The organism is Pseudomonas sp. LB-090624 (assembly GCF_003205205.1).
Classification (GTDB): domain Bacteria; phylum Pseudomonadota; class Gammaproteobacteria; order Pseudomonadales; family Pseudomonadaceae; genus Aquipseudomonas.
This window is the reverse complement of record NZ_QJRL01000003.1, coordinates 1-16,034: the sequence shown is the minus strand read 5'-3', so window position 1 is coordinate 16,034 and position 16,034 is coordinate 1. Positions and strand designations below refer to the sequence as shown.

The window sequence follows — 16,034 nt, the reverse complement described above, 5'->3', positions numbered from 1 at the left end:
ATTCAGAAGCCTGCACCGGCCCCGGATCGATACTGGGCCAAGTGCATTCAACCAGGGATACTTATGTCACGTCGTATTTCCCCCGTCATACCCGGCTTCGGGCTGACGCTGGGCTACACCTTGGTGTACCTCAGCCTGATCGTGCTGATACCGCTGGCGGCCATGTTCATCCATGCCTCGCAGCTCACCTTCGAGCAGTTCTGGAACATCATCAGTGCGCCGCGGGTGATCGCTGCGCTCAAGCTGAGCTTCGGCACCGCCCTGTTCGCCGCCATCATCAATGGTGTGATCGGTACCCTGCTGGCCTGGGTGCTGGTGCGTTACACGTTCCCAGGGCGCAAGATCATCGACGCCATGATCGACCTGCCCTTCGCCCTGCCCACTGCCGTTGCCGGCATCGCCCTGACCGCCTTGTATGCACCGCAGGGTTGGGTCGGCCAGTTCGCCACCGACCTGGGCTTCAAGATCGCCTACACCCCGCTGGGTATCACCCTGGCACTGACCTTCGTCACCCTGCCGTTCGTGGTGCGCACGGTGCAGCCGGTGCTGGCCGATATCCCGCGTGAAGTGGAAGAAGCCGCGGCCTGCCTGGGCGCCAAGCCATTGCAGGTGTTCCGCCACATCCTGGCGCCGGCACTGCTGCCGGCCTGGCTCACGGGCTTTGCGTTGGCCTTCGCCCGTGGCGTGGGCGAGTATGGCTCGGTGATTTTCATCGCCGGCAACATGCCGATGAAAACCGAAATCCTGCCGCTGCTGATCATGGTCAAGCTCGACCAGTACGACTACACCGGCGCGACCGCTATCGGCGTGCTGATGCTGGTGGTTTCCTTCATCCTGCTGCTGCTGATCAACCTGCTGCAGCGCCGTATCGAAACCCCTTGAAGGAGGCCGGCATGTCCAGTTCATCCCTGAGTACCAGCGCCGCCGCCAACGCCGCCCGCCGTGGCAGTGCCACTTCGCGCCGCATTCTGATCGGCCTTGGCTGGCTGGTGTTCGCGCTGTTCCTGCTGCTGCCGCTGGTCATCGTGGTGTCGCAGGCACTGAAGAACGGTTTTGGTACCTTCTTCGAGGCGATCTTCGAGCCTGACGCCTTGTCGGCGCTGAAGCTGACCCTGCTCGCCGTGTTCATCTCGGTGCCGCTGAACCTGGTGTTCGGGGTCAGCGCTGCGTGGTGCGTGAGCAAGTACACCTTCCGCGGCAAGAGCATCCTGGTCACCCTGATCGACCTGCCGTTCTCGGTGTCGCCGGTGATCGCCGGCCTGGTCTACGTGCTGATGTTCGGCGCGCAAGGCCTGTTCGGGCCGTGGCTGCAGGACCACGATATCCAGATCGTCTTCGCACTGCCCGGCATTGTCCTGGCGACCATCTTCGTCACCGTGCCGTTCGTGGCCCGTGAGCTGATCCCGCTGATGCAGGAGCAGGGCACGCAAGAGGAGGAGGCCGCACGCCTGCTCGGCGCCAATGGTTGGCAGATGTTCTGGCACGTGACCCTGCCGAACATCAAGTGGGGCCTGATCTATGGCGTGGTGCTGTGTACTGCACGGGCCATGGGCGAGTTTGGCGCGGTGTCGGTGGTGTCCGGCCACATCCGTGGCGTGACCAACACCTTGCCGCTCCACGTGGAGATCCTCTACAACGAGTACAACCACGTCGCGGCTTTCAGCGTGGCCAGCCTGTTGCTGATCTTGGCGCTCTTCATCCTGCTGCTCAAGCAGTGGAGCGAGAACCGTATTAACCGCCTGCGCCACAGCGCCGCGGAGGAATGATTCATGTCGATCGAAGTTCGTAACGTCAGCAAGCGCTTCAACAGCTTCCAGGCCCTGGACAACATCAACCTGGACATCAACAGCGGCGAACTGGTGGCCTTGCTCGGCCCGTCCGGTTGCGGCAAGACCACCCTGCTGCGCATCATCGCCGGCCTGGAAACCCCGGACCAGGGCAACATCGTGTTCCATGGTGAGGACGTGTCCGGCCATGACGTGCGCGACCGCAACGTCGGTTTCGTATTCCAGCACTACGCGTTGTTCCGTCACATGAGCGTGTTCGACAACGTTGCCTTTGGCCTGCGCATGAAGCCCAAGGGCGAGCGCCCGAGCGAGAGCAGGATTGCCGAGAAGGTGCATGAACTGCTGAACATGGTGCAGCTGGACTGGCTGTCCGACCGCTACCCGGAGCAGCTGTCTGGCGGCCAGCGTCAGCGTATCGCCCTGGCCCGTGCCCTAGCGGTGGAGCCGAAGGTGCTGCTGCTGGACGAGCCATTCGGTGCGCTGGATGCCAAGGTGCGAAAAGAGCTGCGGCGCTGGCTGGCGCGGCTGCACGAGGATATCAACCTGACCTCGGTGTTTGTCACCCACGACCAGGAGGAGGCCATGGAAGTGGCTGACCGCATTGTGGTGATGAACAAAGGGGTGATCGAGCAGATCGGCTCGCCAGGCGAGGTGTACGAACAGCCGGCCAACGATTTCGTCTATCACTTCCTCGGCGATTCCAACCGGTTGGCCTTGAGCGAAGGGCACCATGTGCTGTTCCGCCCGCACGAAGTGTCGCTGTCGCGCCATGAGACCGAAGGGCACCATGCCGCCGAGGTGCGAGATATCCGGCCGTTGGGCGCGACCACACGGGTGACCTTGAAGGTGGAAGGGCAGAGCGAGCTGATCGAAGCCGAAGTGGTCAAGGACCATGACAGCCTGACCGGGTTGGCGCGGGGAGAAACGTTGTTCTTCCGGCCGAAAGTTTGGCAGAAGGTGGCGGATATCTGAGCCGGCTTTGTGATTGAAAGGCCCGGGCTTGGTCTTGATGCTGTTCACCTAAGCCCGATGTGACATCGATTGGGGCTGCCTTGCAGCCTTTCGCGGGCTTGCCGGCGAAGGGCCGCAGGGCGGCCCCAATTGCTTGAGCGAACAAGGGCGCAACCCTCGCGGCAGTCTCATGCCTTGCGCAAATATTTTGTATGCCCTCAATGCATCGCGCTTGCTTCTGACTGCCGCAGCCCACGCAATTCGTGGCTTGAGCGTTGCCCATCAAAAACAATATTCAATTAAGTTATAACTATAATTTCAAACATTACTTTAAGAGATAAGCCTCTGGCCCCGATGATTCAGCCACACACCTGAATCGAGACCCCAGGAGTTTTTATCAATGGGTAATGTCCAGTCGGCCGTCAGGGCCTACGACCAGCCATGGGGCCCGGCCCCGGGCGACCTGGTCGAGCTTGGACGCACGCTTCGCCTGCCACTGGGCCAGCTGCGCCTGCAACGCACGCCGGTCAGCGGGCTCAAGCGCCGCGACAAGCTGGTGCTCGGCCTGCTAGTGCTGGCCCTGCATGGCGCAGCTGGGTATTGGGTCAGCCAGGCACCCACGCCTGTGCTGCCGGTGGTGCCGCCGCAGGTGCCGCCCATGACCATCGAATTCGCCGCGCCGGCACCGCCCGTGGTCGAGCCGCCGCCGCCAGCCCCTGCGCCGCCCGTTGTCGTGCCACCGCCCCCGGCAGTCGACGAGCTGGCCGCCAAGCCCAAACCCAAGCCCAAGCCCGTGGCTAAGCCAGTGGTCAAGCAAGCGCCGAAGCCCCAGCCCAAACCGGTCGAAGCACCACCGCCGAGGCCGGTCGCAGCGCCGGCCCCGCCTGCTCCGGCACCACCTGCGCCGGCCCCGATAACCCCGGCTTCGGCAAACGCCGCATACCTGAAAAACCCGGCACCGGAGTATCCGCAGATGGCCCAGCGTCGTGGCTGGGAAGGCACCGTGCTATTGCGCGTAGAGGTGCTGCCCAGCGGCAAGCCGGGGCAAATTCAGATCCAGAAGAGCAGCGGCCGCGATGCCCTGGATGCCGCTGCGCTAGCCGCGGTCAAGCGCTGGAGCTTCGTGCCTGCCAAGCAGGGCGACGTGGCGCAGGCCGGCTGGGTCAGCGTGCCGATCGATTTCAAGCTTCGCTAACTTTTTCGCAGAACACAGGAAGACATCATCATGAGCCTGCTGGCATCCCCCCTTGAGTCCGTTGAAAGCGCAGTCATCTGGCTGCTGGTTGGTTTCTCTGTCGTCACGTGGGGGCTTGCCCTGGTCAAGGTCGCGCAGTTCGTGCGGCTGAAGAACCAGGACAAACGCTTCCACCAGCAGTTCTGGGCTGCCTCCAGCCTGGACTCGGCGGCACAACTCAGCCACGAGCTGCCTGGCCCGGCTGCCCGTGTGGCCCAGTCTGGTTACGCTGCAATCGCCGTGGGCGAAACCCAGGCCAATGACCTGAGCCACGCCATCAATCACCAGGACCGCCTGGAGCGCGCGTTGCGCCAGCAAATCGTGCGTGAGCGCCGCTCGCTGGAAACCGGCCTGGCAGTGGTTGCCAGTATCGGCAGCACGTCGCCCTTCATCGGCCTGTTCGGCACCGTGTGGGGCATCATGGAAGCGCTCAAGGGCATCAGCGCGGCCGGCTCTGCCAGTCTGGAAACCGTGGCCGGGCCGATTGGTGCTGCACTGGTGGCAACCGGTGTAGGTATCGCCGTCGCGGTCCCGGCGGTGCTGGTGTACAACTATTTCCTGCGCCGCCTCAAGCTGACGGCTGCCGACCTGGATGACTTTGCCCACGACTTCTACAGCCTGGCGCAGAAGAACGCCTTCCGCGTGCTGGTGCACCCGGCTGTGCACAAAGCGCAGGCCGGTTTCACCCAGCCGGTGAAGGAGGCGTCCTGATATGGCCTTTTCGACCCAGGACAGCGACGAAGTCCTCAGTGAAATCAACGTCACCCCGTTGGTTGACGTCATGCTGGTGCTGCTGGTGGTGTTCATCGTCACGGCACCGCTGCTGACCAATGCTATCCCCATCAATCTGCCCAAGACCGAGGCCGTGGCCCCGGTGGAGCAGAAGGACCCGCTAGTGGTCAGCATCGATGGCGCGGGCAAGCTGTTCATCAACAAGGACGAAATCCAGCCCGACCTGCTGGAAAGCAGCCTCAAGGCTGCCAAGGACAAGAACGCTGATGTACGCGTGCAACTGCAGGCCGATGACGGCGTGAACTACGGCGAAGTGGCGCGGGCTATGGCCGCCATCGAACGTGCGGGGATCAGCAAACTGGCGGTGATAACCGCGCGCTGATACCTGCAAATCCGCTTCAGGCAAGTGCTTATGGGCCACATCTCTTGGCAGGGGTTGGCCCTCTTTTTTTTGCCTGAGCCGGGTGGGAGCGGGCGTGCCCGCGAACACGGGCGAAGCCCGTGCCATCCACCGCGGTGCTTGCTTCGCGGGCATGCCCGCTCCCACTGGGATCGCACAAGCTATCGAATATTTGGTTATTAATAAATAGCTTCTTATTCCTTTACGAATATAACTCCCTCCCTATACTTGTCTCCAAGCACGCAAACTTACTGGAGGCGTCCCCATGCGCAATGAGTCGATTCGTTACCTGATTGTGCCGGGCTGGCAAGGATCGCCAGACAACCATTGGCAAAGTCACTGGCAGCGCACCCTGCCCAACAGTGCGCGGGTTGAGCAGCACGACTGGCTCACCCCGCAACGGCAGGACTGGGTCCAGGCGCTGGAGCAGGCGATTGCCGCCGAGCGCTCGCCGGTGATCCTGATTGCCCACAGCCTTGGCTGCGTCACTGTCGCCCATTGGGCTGCGCAGGCCAGCCCGGCCTTGCGGCGGCAGGTGCGGGGTGCACTGTTGGTGGCACCGGCAGACGTCGAACGGCCGACCTGTGCGCCGGCCCTGCGCAACTTTGCGCCGATCCCGACCGAAGCCTTGCCATTCCCCAGCCAGGTCGTCAGCTCTGACAACGACCCTGCCGTAAGCGTGCCGCGGGCGCTGTACCTGGCCCAGGCGTGGGGCGCCGAAGCGGGGTTGCTGAGCAACGCCGGGCACATCAACGTCAAGTCTGGCCATGAGCGTTGGGAACAAGGCTTTGCCTACTTGTATCGCTTGCAGAGCCGGGTCGAGCTGCGCGCACTGCGTCGCGCCTGATAGGCCTTAGCGTTTTCCGTTTACCTGACGCCCGGCCAATGGAGGCCTGGGGCGGGAGTTCGTCATGACGTTTCAAAACCCGTTTGGCCAGCCACTGCTGACCTTCCCCGAGCTGGACAAGAGCCCGCTGAGCATCCGTGCCAAGGCTCTGGTTTTCATCGACCCGCGTTCGCAGCAATTGCGCGAGGACCTTGAGCGCCTGGCGCCGCAACCCGTGCCGGTGTTGATCCGTGGCGAGACTGGCACCGGCAAGGAGCTGCTGGCGCGGCAGATTCACCGCGCCAGCGACCGGGGCGGGCTATTCGTGTCGGTCAACTGCGCAGCTATCAGCCCCACCTACGCCGACGCCGAGTTGTTCGGCTACAGCGCCGGCAGCCATGGCGGGACGGCCAGCAGCCGCGCCGGGTGGTTCGGCTCGGCCAACGGCGGCACGCTGTACCTGGACGAGATCGCCGACTTGCCGCTGGCCATCCAGGGCAAGCTGCTGGCGGCCCTGGAGAACCGCGAGGTCATAAGGGTGGGCGCGCAACAGCCGCAGCCGGTGGATGTGCGCCTGGTGGCCGCCAGCAGCATCGACCTGGCGCGTGTGGTGCGTGCGGGGCGCTTTAACGAACGCCTTTACCAATACCTGCGCGAAGGGGCTTTGGAGCTGCCCCCGTTGCGCGAGCGGCCGGGCGATATCCTGCCGCTGGCCGAGTATTTCGTGGGCATCTACAGTGTGCGCCTGCAGCGGCCAGTGCCCTTGGTAAGCGAGGCTGCGCAGCACGTGTTGGAGGCCCATCCATGGCCTGGCAACACCCGCGAACTCGAGAACGTCATCCACTTTGCCTTGCTGGTGAATGACGGTGTTGAGATCCAGCCTGAAGATCTCGATCTGCTCAAGCACGCGCGCTAGACCTCACTCATAAGCAAAGTGACTGGTGGCATTTTGTTTTTGGAATAAGCAGCTAAGTAAAAGATATTGTTACGGAATAAAAAATCTAGGTATTGTCCGCCTCATGCCCGCTGGTGAATCGGTTGGGCACCCCTTTCGCCATCGCTGATGGCCCAGAATCAGAACAAGGACCACCATGAAGAAGACCCTGCTCACCACTGCCCTGGCCGCTGCCCTGTCGTTTTCCGGCCTGGCCGCCGCTGCCGAGAAACTGGTGGTTGCTGCTACCCCGGTACCCCATGCCGAAATCCTCGAGCTGATCAAGCCGACCCTGGCGAAAGAAGGCGTGGACCTGCAGATCAAGGTCTTCACCGACTACGTCCAGCCGAACGTGCAGGTTGACCAGAAGCGCCTGGATGCCAACTACTTCCAGACCCTGCCGTACCTGAAGAGCTTCAACGAAGGCAAGGGCACCCACCTGGAGACAGTGGTCGGCGTGCACGTCGAGCCGTTCGGTGGTTACTCGAAGAAGGTCAAGAACCTGAGCGAGCTGAAGGACGGCGCTACCGTGGCTATCCCGAACGAGGGGAGCAACAGCGGCCGTGCGCTGATCCTGCTGCAGAAGGCTGGCCTGATTACCCTCAAAGACCCGAAAAACGCCCTGGCTACCCCCAAGGACATCGCCGAGAACCCGAAGAAGCTGAAGTTCCGCGAGCTTGAGTCGGCCATGCTGCCGCGCGTGCTGGACCAAGTGGACCTGGACATGATCAACACCAACTACGCCCTGGAAGCCGGCCTGAACCCGGCCAAGGATGCGCTGGTGATCGAAGGTGCCGACTCGCCGTACGTGAACTTCCTGGTTGCCCGCCCGGACAACAAGGATAGCGAGGCCATGCAGAAACTGGCCAAGGCGCTGACCAGCCCGGAAGTGAAAGCATTCATCGCCAAGAAGTACCAAGGTGCTGTGCTGCCGGCGTTCTGATCCGGTTGCAGGTCCTGGCATGACCAACGCCGACACGCTTGTGTCGGCGTTTCTGTTTCGGGGCCGCTCTGCGGCCCATTCGCGGCGCAAGGCAGGCATTCCACAATGCCCGGCGTACGCAGAACCACCGGCACCAGCAGTACCCTCTGCGTCATTCGCCTGGTATCAATCGCAAGGTACTGTGCGCTGGAATCACCCCCATCTGCGCTCGCTGATACTGCCCCTGCACATACCCCTCGGCCTGGTCCGAGTAATGCCGGTCAAATGGCACGCCACTCTGCCCAACCGGGTTGCTGGTGAGCGCCTGCCCGGCATCGGCAAAGTCGATCAACCGTCGGGTAGACGGCCCATAGGTCACCGGCCATGGCGCCGGGCCAATCTTTGCCGAGAGGTTGTTGGGTACCTCGTGGGTACCTGGCGCCGCGAACGCACCAACGTTGAACAGCAGGTTCAGCGGCTTTTTCACCCCCAGTGGATGGTTGTGGGTCAGGGTATGGGCCTTGCCCCACTGCCAGCGCGCCGGGTCGTTGCCCAGCGTATCGCGCAGGTGCTTCAGGCTGTTCTGCCATGCCGTACGCACCACCGCCGTACGGTCGGTACGCTGGTTGCCACCACGGGTGTTCCACCAAGGTGAATCGGCATCTGCCGCCAGCCGCGGCAGGGCGTCGTCGATGGCTCGGGTGCTGATCAGTACCGGGAACCAGGTGTCGCCCAGTTCGTCATGCAGGGCCGCGAACGCCAATTCGTAGAGAAACTGGTTGAACAGCGTGGCAGTGGTCGAGTCCAGCGGGTAGTCGCCAGCCCAGGCCGCCAGTTGCTCGACCAGCTCCTTCTCTTCGTCACCTACGGCTATACCGCGCAGGGTTGCCAGCAGTGGGGCCAGGGTACGCGGGCCATAGGCGCTGGCGGTGTCCAGTTGTAGCGCCTGGCTGTTCTGGGTGTCCCACTTCACGTCAGGGTTGGCCAGGTAGCGATCGAGCTGGCGGCCACGGTCGGGCAGGTTGTAGTAACCCGGTACCGGCACCGCCGCTGCCGGCTGGTAGTTGGCCGAGACGATGTAGCCTTGTGTCGGGTTCTCCTGCTGCGGGTTGACGCTGAACGGGTAGAAACCGAGCTTGTCGGCTTGCGTGCTGGCGCCGTCGAGGATGAACCCTGGGTCGACGCCGTCCGGACGTATCGGTAGCTTCGCCGCCGCCCACCAGCCAATATCGCCGCGGGCGTTGGCCCAGACAAAGTTCAGGCCTGGTGCGTGAACCTTGCCTGCGGCCTCACGCATCTTGGCCAGGGTGTCGGCGCGGTTGAGCTGGTAGAAACCGTCGAGGATCGGGTTTTCGGTTTCCAGGAACGCCCACCACATGGCGATTGGCGTGGCCCCGGCGGTGTTGCCCAGCACGTCGTTGACGATCGGGCCATGGGGCGAGCGGCGCAGGCTGATGGTGACCGGCGTTTCGCCTTTGACCGCAATCTGTTGCTCGGTTTTTTCCAGCGCCTGCCATTTACCGCCGACCATGACCTGGCTGGGGTCGGCCGGGTTGCTGCGCTCGGCGATCAGGTCCACGTCGTCGTTCTGGAACATGGTCAGGCTCCAGCCGAAGTCGCGGTTGTGGCCGAGCAGAGCGAATGGGTTGAGCGCCTGGAAGTAGCCATAGAGGTTGAAGCCGGGCGCCGAAAGCTCAGCTTCGTACCACACCGCTGGCACCGCGAAGCTGATGTGTGGGTCGCCGGCCAGCAATGGCTTGCCACTGCGGGTACGGCTGCCTGAAACGGCCCATGCGTTGCTGCCTTCGAACTGGGGGATGCCGGCGTCGGTCAGCGCTTCGTGGCTCAGGCGGGCGAGGGCTTCCAGGGTGCGCCAGTCGGCCGCGGCCAGCGGCTTGCCCAGCGCCCCGTCGGGTTGCCAGCCTTGGACGAAGACGTTCAGGTAGTCGGGGCCCAGCTGATCCCGGATGTAGGTCAGCGCCGGTTCGGTGCGGAACGCTGCGGCGAAACTGTAGGCCAGGTAGCCGGCGATGCTGAGTGTGTCCTCGGCGGTGAACGGGCGTGGGGTGATGCCGAGCAGGTCGAATTCCATCGGCTTGGGGTGGCTGGCCTGCCAACTGTTGACCCCCTCCAGGTAGGCTTGCAGGGCCTGCCCGGCGGGCGACTGCGGGTCCTGACGCTTGGCCATCAGCGCGGCCTGCTCGCGTATGCGCAGGCTGCGGAACAGGGTGTCGGTGGGCAGCAGCTTGTTGCCCAGTACTTCGGCCAGCTCGCCACGCGCCAGGCGGCGCATGATCTCCATCTGGAACAACCGGTCCTGGGCGTGCACGTAGCCCAGGGCGCGGTACAGGTCTGGCTCGCTCTGTGCCTGCAGGTGCGGCACACCACGGGCGTCATAGCGTACGCTGACCGGCGCTTGCAGGCCCGCGATGGCGACCTCGCCTTCGCGTCGCGGCAGCTTGCCCTGCACGTACCAGTAACCGGCGCCGGCGGCCACGGCAACCACCACGGCCAGCAGGGTCAGGCTGCGCTTCATGCAGACTCCTTGTGCGTTCAAGCAGAAAATAAGGTCCGATCATCGGTGGATTCGCGAACAGAGCATAGCCCCCAAAGGAGTTTCCATGTCCCTCAGCGAAAAACAGAAAATGCTCTCCGGCCAGCTCTACCACGCTGGCTGCCCCGAGCTGCAAGCCGAGCAGATCGCCAACAAGCACTGGATGAATCACTACAACGGCAGTGTCGAACTGCTCAATGATGCGCGTCATGGGCTGTTGGTCGAGCACTTCAATCACGTCGGCGAAGGCACAGTGATTCGCCCGCCGTTCTATTGCGACTACGGCTACAACATCAGTGTCGGCCGCAATACCTTCGTGAACTTCAACTGCGTGATCCTCGACGTGGTGCCCGTGCGTATCGGCGACCACTGCCAGATCGGTCCCAATGTGCAAATCTACGCGGCGGACCATCCGCTTGACCCTGAAGTGCGGCGCAGTGGCCTGGAGAGTGGGCGGCCGGTGACGATCGGCGACAACGTGTGGATTGGCGGTGCGGCGATCATCCTGCCGGGGGTGACCATTGGCGACAATGCTGTGGTCGGCGCCGGCAGCGTGGTAACCCGGGACGTGCCGGCGGGTGCGACGGTGGTGGGTAACCCTGCGCGGGTGCGTCAGCCCGCCCAAGGGCAGTAGCAGCCCACGGCCAGGGTATTGGAGGCGCTGACCTGGCGGCCGTCGAGCAGGGCCCTGAGGATTGGTTCGATGAAGCTGTTGCTGGCGTTGCACACCGCGCCTTCGCTGTACGGGCCAAAGTAGGCCAGGCGGCCTTGCTGGTCCCAGATGGCTACGGCCGGGGAAGCGGGCAGGTGCTGGCTGCCGGGCAGATCGGTGATGGGTTGCAAGCTGCCGAGGTTAGCCGGTAGCTGGCCGTGGCTACCGGGCTTTTGCAGCACGTGGAAGGTAACGCCGTGGCCTGCGAACTGGCTCACCAGGTCGCCCAGGTGCTGCTGGTTGCCGACATTGCACGGGCACGCCGGGTCCCAGAAATGCACCACACGAACCGGGCCGGGGCCGGCCAGCCCTACAGGTAGTTGCAGTTGGCTGCCGTCGAACAGCGTGGCCTGGTTGTCGAACGGGCGCAGGTAGCGGGCCTGGAAGGTGGTGTAGGCCTGCCAGAGGATGACTGCGCCGACCAACAAGGCGATTACCGTGCACAGCGGTTTGATGATTCGGCTATTCATGAAGAGTCGATGGCCCTTTGTGGGAGCAGGCTTTGTGCAAGACAGTTGATCCAACAGTTTGATCGGTGATGATTGTGCAAAGGTGAGCAAGCTTGCCATGGCGCCGGCCAGAGCTGAAGATTCCAGATCAATACTTGCATCAATGTGGATGTACCCGATGCCCCCTGCCTTTCACCCCGACCGCCTGCGCACCAGCCTGGCGCCGTTCACCACTCGCCAGCCTCTGTCGGCACAAGCGCAGGACTACCAGCGTTTCTATGGCCTGAACCTACCGGCACACAGCTGGCTGGGCAGCTTTCAGGCCGCGGGGTTCGACCTGGTCGCGCAGGCATGGCTGCCCGAGCAGCCAAGCGCGACGCTGTTCCTGTTGCACGGCTATTACGACCACATGGGCCTGTATCGGCACGTGATCGAGTGGGCGCTCAAGCAGGGTTTTGCGGTAGTCAGCTGCGACCTGCCCGGCCATGGGTTGTCCAGCGGCGAGCGCGCCAGTATCAGTGACTTTGCGGTGTATCAGCAGGTGCTGGAGGCCCTGTTCTACCAGGCGAGTACGTTGCAGCTACCGCACCCGTGGCACCTGTGCGGGCAAAGCACCGGCGGCGCGATTGCCGTGGATCATCTGCTGTACCAGGGCGCGCGCAGCCCTGTCGATGGCCAGGTCATCCTGCTGGCCCCGCTGGTGCGGCCCTGTTCCTGGCGTTGGTCGAAGTTCAGCTATCGCGTGCTGCGCCACTTCGTCAACGGCATCGAGCGACGCTTCAGCGAGAACACCAACGATCCGGCCTTTCTGCCGTTTCTTGAGGCAGACCCGCTGCAACCGCGCCGGCTACCAACCGCCTGGGTGGGCGCCTTGATTGCCTGGGTCAAACGCATCGAGGCCGCGCCACGCAGTACGCGGCGGCCATTGATCGTGCAGGGTGAGGCCGATGGTACGGTGGACTGGCCCTACAACCTTGAAGTGCTGAAGGCCAAATTCGCCGAGCCGCAGATACTGATGCTGCCCGAAGCGCGTCACCATCTGGCCAACGAGCTGCCGGGCATTCGCCAGCGCTACTTCGACTTCATCGACCAGCACCTTGGCTGATCACTTCAGGTCGTTGCTGCTCTGGCCAACCGCCAGGCCGGCACGCACAGCGGCCAAGGCAGCCTGGTAATAGGCCTTGCCGTCGGGGGATTCGGCAAAAGTGGCGAACTCTTCCAGCTCGGCGTCGGTCAGGTCGCGGTAGACGTAGAGAAGGGTGTTGTTGAGGTCTTCGCCAATCTGCCCCATCAACCGCTGGCGCTGGCCGTCGAGCAGGCCCTGGGCCTGGCCGCCGCCGAACAGGCCGGGGATCATCGAGCTCAGGCTGTCGGCGGCCACGCCGGCAATGGCCAGGCTGACTTCGGCACCGGCCTCACGTGCTGGCAGGGCCTGGGCCAGATGGCCGATGACCAGCAGGCGGTCGTCGCTGGCCTGGATTTTCGGCAGGCCCTTGGCATTTTTGGCCAGTTCGTCCTTGCGCGTGGCCTTGAGCTCGGCCGCCACCACCTTGCGCCCCAGCGGCGACTGGAAGAACGCCAGGGCCGGTGCCGGGTTGGCCAGGCTGGCGCGCAGTTTTGCCTGGGCGCGACGGTCCACCGCCTGGGCCTGGAAGCGCTGGTTGCTGTTGTTGACCAGCGCCTGGTATACGGCGGGTGGCAAACTGTTGCGGTAGCGCTGCTGGGCGGCGGTCAGGGCATCGTTGAAGTGGGCGCGCTGGTCGGGCCAGCCGGCGGCCTTGTACAGTTGATCCAGGTTGTCTGCCCAGACAGGCGTGGTGCAGATCATCAGCAGAATCAGGGAAAACAGACGGCGCATTCAGGACTCCTGTCGGCAGGTGGCTATTGTCCTTGGCCCGGCGCCGGTTTGTCGAGATATCCGCGTGTTTCTCGGCCAAGTGGCGCTGTGCGCCGACAAGGCGAATGGATATGATGCGCGCCATGCACACTTCCCCTGAAAACCCGATGCTTGCGGCCGTCGTAGACGATTTGGCCACCCATGGCTGGTCCCAGCAGGCGCTCTTCCTGCCGGGCGACCTCGTGCGCGCGCTGGCGGCCGAGTGCCGGCGCCGTGACGCCGAAGGCGAACTCAACCCGGCCGGGGTGGGGCGCGGTGATGCCCAGGAGGTGCGCGAGACCATTCGTGGCGACCAGATCCAGTGGATCGACCCCGGGCAGGCCGAGGCTTGCGACCAGTACCTGGGCGCCATGGACCAGTTGCGCCAGGCCATCAACCAGGGGCTGTTCCTCGGTCTGGAAGATTTCGAGTGCCACTTCGCTTTGTACCCGCCGGGGGCATTCTACCGCCGCCATCTGGACCGCTTTCGCGACGACGACCGGCGCATGGTCTCGGCGGTGCTTTATCTGAACGAGGGCTGGCAGCCGCAGGATGGCGGGCAGTTGCGCATGTTCCTCGCGGACGGTATCGAGCATGATGTCGAGCCGGTGGCGGGTTGCCTGGTGGTGTTCCTGTCGGGCGAGGTGCCTCACGAAGTGCTGCCGGCCGGGCGCGAACGCCTATCGTTGACCGGCTGGTTCAGGCGTCGGGGCAATGACCCGTTCTGATTTGCCCAAGGTGCTTGTCAGTGCCTGCCTGTTGGGGCAGCCGGTGCGCTATGACGGCCGAGCCAGTGGCCACCCAGACCTGTTGCAGCAGTGGCAGGCCGAAGGGCGCGTGGTGCCATTGTGCCCGGAAGTCGCCGGGGGGTTGCCGACCCCGCGCCCGCCAGCGGAGATCCCGGGTGGGCAGGGCGGCAAGGTGCTTGATGGTGACGCGCAGGTGATTACCGTGACGGGTGGAAATGTCACTGCCGAGTTTCTGGCCGGTGCGCAGCTGGCGCTGGAGTTGGTGCGGCGGCATGGCATTGGCGTGGCGGTGCTGAAGTCGGGCAGCCCTTCCTGTGGCAACCGGCTGACCTATGACGGCACGTTCAGTGGGGTGAAGGTGACGGGCGAAGGGGTGACCACGGCATTGCTACGGCGGGCGGGGGTGCAGGTGTTCAGCGAGCTGGAGCTGGAACAGGCGCAGCGGGCCCTGGCTGAGCTTTCAGGTTAAACCTGTGCCGGCCCCGTCGCGGGTGAGCCCGCTCCCACGGGGATAGCACGCACCCCCGCGAAGAGGCCAGTGCAGGCGATAAGAATCTTACTGCCCGGCTGCAGTCTCCTGCACACCCTTGAACCACTTCTGCTCCAGTTCGGCAGTGCGGCCGCTGTCTTTCAACCGCTGCAGGGCATTGTTCACCGCGCTTTCGAAAGCCGGGTTGTCCTTCTGGAACGGGATCACCAGTTTCTGCTCGCCAAACGGCTGGCTCACATCGAGCGGGCCGTCAACGGTGAGCGATTCAATAGACGGTGTGAGTGCGATGTCGTACTTGCCGCTTTCGACACCGGGCAGCACATCGGCTGCCGGGGTTTCGACGAACTCGGCGCGCAAGTCCAGCTCCTTGGCCAGGTCCTGGCCAAACTCAATGTCGAACCCGGTCAGGTGGTCGTCTTGCTTGAAGGCGTACGGCTGATTGTTGGCCTGTACGGCAATGCGCAGTTCACCCCGGTCGGCGATTTCGTCGATCAGCTCCGCTTGGGCCAATGGACTGATCAGTACTGCCAGCAGTACCCCTATGGTCGAACGCATGAATGCCCCTTTTTTTCGCAGATGAATAACTTTCGCCATGGCTTTCTTCCTCGCCATGGTCGAGCGCAGCCTATGACCCTGAAGCCTCGGCATTGTTTAACCCTGACGGAAATATTTCTGTCAGGCAATGTGAACACCTTGGCGAATATTTCAACTAAGGTGAAACACCGCTGCCGCTGGACTATTGCGGCGGTCAATAAGTGAATCACAGGAGAAGTGAATGAACAGCCTATTTTCGCGTGCTGCCGTAGCCGGTCTGCTGATGGGAGTGTCGGTGGTCGCCAGTGCCGCAGACGCCTTGAAGAGCCAGGAGCCGCCCAAGGATGCCAAGGTCGTCATCGTTTCCCCCGCCGATGGCGCTACGGTCGACAAGACCTTTACCGTCAAGTTCGGCATCGAGGGCATGGGCCTGAAGCCGGCCGGTGACCAGACCCCGCACACCGGCCATCACCACCTGCTGGTGGATGTGGACAAAGAGCCGGTAGCCGACATGCCGCTGCCGACCAGCCTGATGCCAGAGGCCGGTACCGCACTGCCAGCAGGCCCGCAGGTGCTGCACTTCGGTAAGGCACAGACTGAAACCAGCATCACCCTGACCCCGGGCAAGCACACCCTGCAACTGGTGCTGGGTGACCGTTACCACGTGCCGTTCAAGCCGAGCGTGGAGTCGAAGAAGATCACTGTCGAAGTGAAATGAAAAAAGGGAGGCCACCAGGGCCTCCCTTCTTCATGCTGCTGTCCCGTCCTGAATAAGGTTTACACCTTTCCCCCGAGAATCTGGAGAGCTCGATGGTGCATGGTGTGAAGCGAACACAGCGTGATTACTCGCTGACTTTTAAATTGGCCGTAGTGGATCAGGTCGA

General features: G+C 63.4%; 18 protein-coding genes. 14 read left to right on the top strand and 4 right to left on the bottom strand.

All coding sequences use genetic code 11. The features are described 5' to 3' along the window. Positions 1-63: 63 nt before the first annotated feature. From cysT to DMX11_RS03900, 9 genes are all read left to right on the top strand, one after another. Positions 64-882, top strand: coding sequence for a sulfate ABC transporter permease subunit CysT (gene cysT, locus DMX11_RS03945; RefSeq protein WP_010955699.1), 819 nt, complete (start codon positions 64-66; stop codon positions 880-882). An 11-nt stretch (positions 883-893) separates the two neighbouring features. Beyond that, positions 894-1,766, top strand: coding sequence for a sulfate ABC transporter permease subunit CysW (gene cysW / locus DMX11_RS03940; RefSeq protein WP_110743322.1), 873 nt, complete (start codon positions 894-896; stop codon positions 1,764-1,766). A gap of 3 nt (positions 1,767-1,769) precedes the next feature. Continuing rightward, complete coding sequence (locus tag DMX11_RS03935) at positions 1,770-2,759, top strand: sulfate/molybdate ABC transporter ATP-binding protein (RefSeq protein WP_110743321.1); 990 nt, start codon at positions 1,770-1,772, stop codon at positions 2,757-2,759. Positions 2,760-3,138: 379 nt separating this feature from the next. Next, positions 3,139-3,933 carry an energy transducer TonB gene (locus tag DMX11_RS03930; protein ID WP_110743320.1) on the top strand — a complete coding sequence of 265 codons (795 nt, stop codon included), beginning with the start codon at positions 3,139-3,141 and terminating at the stop codon, positions 3,931-3,933. Positions 3,934-3,963: 30 nt separating this feature from the next. Next, positions 3,964-4,683, top strand: coding sequence for a MotA/TolQ/ExbB proton channel family protein (locus DMX11_RS03925; protein ID WP_110743319.1), 720 nt, complete (start codon positions 3,964-3,966; stop codon positions 4,681-4,683). Between the two features lies 1 nt (position 4,684). Continuing rightward, positions 4,685-5,086, top strand: a complete 402-nt coding sequence (locus tag DMX11_RS03920) for a biopolymer transporter ExbD (protein ID WP_110743318.1) — start codon at positions 4,685-4,687, stop codon at positions 5,084-5,086. A gap of 283 nt (positions 5,087-5,369) precedes the next feature. Beyond that, positions 5,370-5,951, top strand: coding sequence for an alpha/beta hydrolase (locus tag DMX11_RS03910; RefSeq protein WP_110743316.1), 582 nt, complete (start codon positions 5,370-5,372; stop codon positions 5,949-5,951). Between the two features lie 64 nt (positions 5,952-6,015). Next, the gene (locus DMX11_RS03905; RefSeq protein WP_110743315.1) at positions 6,016-6,846 is read left to right on the top strand and encodes a sigma 54-interacting transcriptional regulator; all 831 of its coding nucleotides are present in this window, start codon (positions 6,016-6,018) and stop codon (positions 6,844-6,846) included. Between the two features lie 175 nt (positions 6,847-7,021). Next, a complete protein-coding gene (locus DMX11_RS03900; protein WP_110743314.1) occupies positions 7,022-7,807 on the top strand; it encodes a MetQ/NlpA family ABC transporter substrate-binding protein in 786 nt (261 codons plus the stop codon). A 151-nt stretch (positions 7,808-7,958) separates the two neighbouring features. Here DMX11_RS03900 and DMX11_RS03895 read toward each other — a convergent pair whose 3' ends face one another. After that, positions 7,959-10,322, bottom strand: coding sequence for a penicillin acylase family protein (locus DMX11_RS03895; protein WP_110743313.1), 2,364 nt, complete (start codon positions 10,320-10,322; stop codon positions 7,959-7,961). Positions 10,323-10,407: 85 nt separating this feature from the next. Between DMX11_RS03895 and DMX11_RS03890 the strand changes: the two genes are divergently transcribed. Further along, positions 10,408-10,974 carry a sugar O-acetyltransferase gene (locus DMX11_RS03890; RefSeq protein ID WP_110743312.1) on the top strand — a complete coding sequence of 189 codons (567 nt, stop codon included), beginning with the start codon at positions 10,408-10,410 and terminating at the stop codon, positions 10,972-10,974. Here the strand turns inward: DMX11_RS03890 and DMX11_RS03885 are convergent. Further along, complete coding sequence (locus tag DMX11_RS03885) at positions 10,953-11,522, bottom strand: DUF6436 domain-containing protein (protein WP_110743311.1); 570 nt, start codon at positions 11,520-11,522, stop codon at positions 10,953-10,955. The two genes, DMX11_RS03890 and DMX11_RS03885, sit on opposite strands and share 22 nt — an antisense overlap. Positions 11,523-11,679: 157 nt before the next feature. On the opposite strand from DMX11_RS03885, the gene DMX11_RS03880 reads away from it, so the two are divergent. Then, positions 11,680-12,606: an alpha/beta hydrolase gene (locus DMX11_RS03880; RefSeq protein ID WP_110743310.1), complete on the top strand. Its 927-nt coding sequence runs from the start codon at positions 11,680-11,682 to the stop codon at positions 12,604-12,606. Here DMX11_RS03880 and DMX11_RS03875 read toward each other — a convergent pair whose 3' ends face one another. After that, the gene (locus tag DMX11_RS03875; protein ID WP_110743309.1) at positions 12,607-13,359 is read right to left on the bottom strand and encodes a DUF2059 domain-containing protein; all 753 of its coding nucleotides are present in this window, start codon (positions 13,357-13,359) and stop codon (positions 12,607-12,609) included. A gap of 113 nt (positions 13,360-13,472) precedes the next feature. On the opposite strand from DMX11_RS03875, the gene DMX11_RS03870 reads away from it, so the two are divergent. Together DMX11_RS03870 and DMX11_RS03865 are read left to right on the top strand one after the other, a co-directional pair. Beyond that, a complete protein-coding gene (locus DMX11_RS03870; RefSeq protein WP_110743594.1) occupies positions 13,473-14,105 on the top strand; it encodes a 2OG-Fe(II) oxygenase in 633 nt (210 codons plus the stop codon). After that, positions 14,092-14,595, top strand: coding sequence for a DUF523 domain-containing protein (locus DMX11_RS03865; protein WP_110743308.1), 504 nt, complete (start codon positions 14,092-14,094; stop codon positions 14,593-14,595). Before DMX11_RS03870 ends, DMX11_RS03865 begins: the two co-directional genes overlap by 14 nt. An 87-nt stretch (positions 14,596-14,682) precedes the next feature. Here the strand turns inward: DMX11_RS03865 and DMX11_RS03860 are convergent, their stop codons facing one another. Continuing rightward, the gene (locus DMX11_RS03860; RefSeq protein ID WP_110743593.1) at positions 14,683-15,171 is read right to left on the bottom strand and encodes a transporter substrate-binding domain-containing protein; all 489 of its coding nucleotides are present in this window, start codon (positions 15,169-15,171) and stop codon (positions 14,683-14,685) included. Between the two features lie 220 nt (positions 15,172-15,391). Here DMX11_RS03860 and DMX11_RS03855 point away from each other — a divergent pair, with 220 nt between their 5' ends. Next, on the top strand, positions 15,392-15,868 hold the full coding sequence (locus DMX11_RS03855) for a DUF4399 domain-containing protein (protein WP_110743307.1): 477 nt from the start codon (positions 15,392-15,394) through the stop codon (positions 15,866-15,868). Positions 15,869-16,034 lie beyond the last annotated feature (166 nt).

Bases quoted from the DNA above. Each gene is read 5' to 3' on its own strand.
- cysT (WP_010955699.1), top strand. From the start codon at position 64: ATGTCACGTCGTATTTCCCCCGTCATACCCGGCTTCGGGCTGACGCTG.
- cysW (WP_110743322.1), top strand. From the start codon at position 894: ATGTCCAGTTCATCCCTGAGTACCAGCGCCGCCGCCAACGCCGCCCGC.
- DMX11_RS03935 (WP_110743321.1), top strand. From the start codon at position 1,770: ATGTCGATCGAAGTTCGTAACGTCAGCAAGCGCTTCAACAGCTTCCAG.
- DMX11_RS03930 (WP_110743320.1), top strand. From the start codon at position 3,139: ATGGGTAATGTCCAGTCGGCCGTCAGGGCCTACGACCAGCCATGGGGC.
- DMX11_RS03925 (WP_110743319.1), top strand. From the start codon at position 3,964: ATGAGCCTGCTGGCATCCCCCCTTGAGTCCGTTGAAAGCGCAGTCATC.
- DMX11_RS03920 (WP_110743318.1), top strand. From the start codon at position 4,685: ATGGCCTTTTCGACCCAGGACAGCGACGAAGTCCTCAGTGAAATCAAC.
- DMX11_RS03910 (WP_110743316.1), top strand. From the start codon at position 5,370: ATGCGCAATGAGTCGATTCGTTACCTGATTGTGCCGGGCTGGCAAGGA.
- DMX11_RS03905 (WP_110743315.1), top strand. From the start codon at position 6,016: ATGACGTTTCAAAACCCGTTTGGCCAGCCACTGCTGACCTTCCCCGAG.
- DMX11_RS03900 (WP_110743314.1), top strand. From the start codon at position 7,022: ATGAAGAAGACCCTGCTCACCACTGCCCTGGCCGCTGCCCTGTCGTTT.
- DMX11_RS03895 (WP_110743313.1), bottom strand. From the start codon at position 10,322: ATGAAGCGCAGCCTGACCCTGCTGGCCGTGGTGGTTGCCGTGGCCGCC.
- DMX11_RS03890 (WP_110743312.1), top strand. From the start codon at position 10,408: ATGTCCCTCAGCGAAAAACAGAAAATGCTCTCCGGCCAGCTCTACCAC.
- DMX11_RS03885 (WP_110743311.1), bottom strand. From the start codon at position 11,522: ATGAATAGCCGAATCATCAAACCGCTGTGCACGGTAATCGCCTTGTTG.
- DMX11_RS03880 (WP_110743310.1), top strand. From the start codon at position 11,680: ATGCCCCCTGCCTTTCACCCCGACCGCCTGCGCACCAGCCTGGCGCCG.
- DMX11_RS03875 (WP_110743309.1), bottom strand. From the start codon at position 13,359: ATGCGCCGTCTGTTTTCCCTGATTCTGCTGATGATCTGCACCACGCCT.
- DMX11_RS03870 (WP_110743594.1), top strand. From the start codon at position 13,473: ATGCGCGCCATGCACACTTCCCCTGAAAACCCGATGCTTGCGGCCGTC.
- DMX11_RS03865 (WP_110743308.1), top strand. From the start codon at position 14,092: ATGACCCGTTCTGATTTGCCCAAGGTGCTTGTCAGTGCCTGCCTGTTG.
- DMX11_RS03860 (WP_110743593.1), bottom strand. From the start codon at position 15,171: ATGCGTTCGACCATAGGGGTACTGCTGGCAGTACTGATCAGTCCATTG.
- DMX11_RS03855 (WP_110743307.1), top strand. From the start codon at position 15,392: ATGAACAGCCTATTTTCGCGTGCTGCCGTAGCCGGTCTGCTGATGGGA.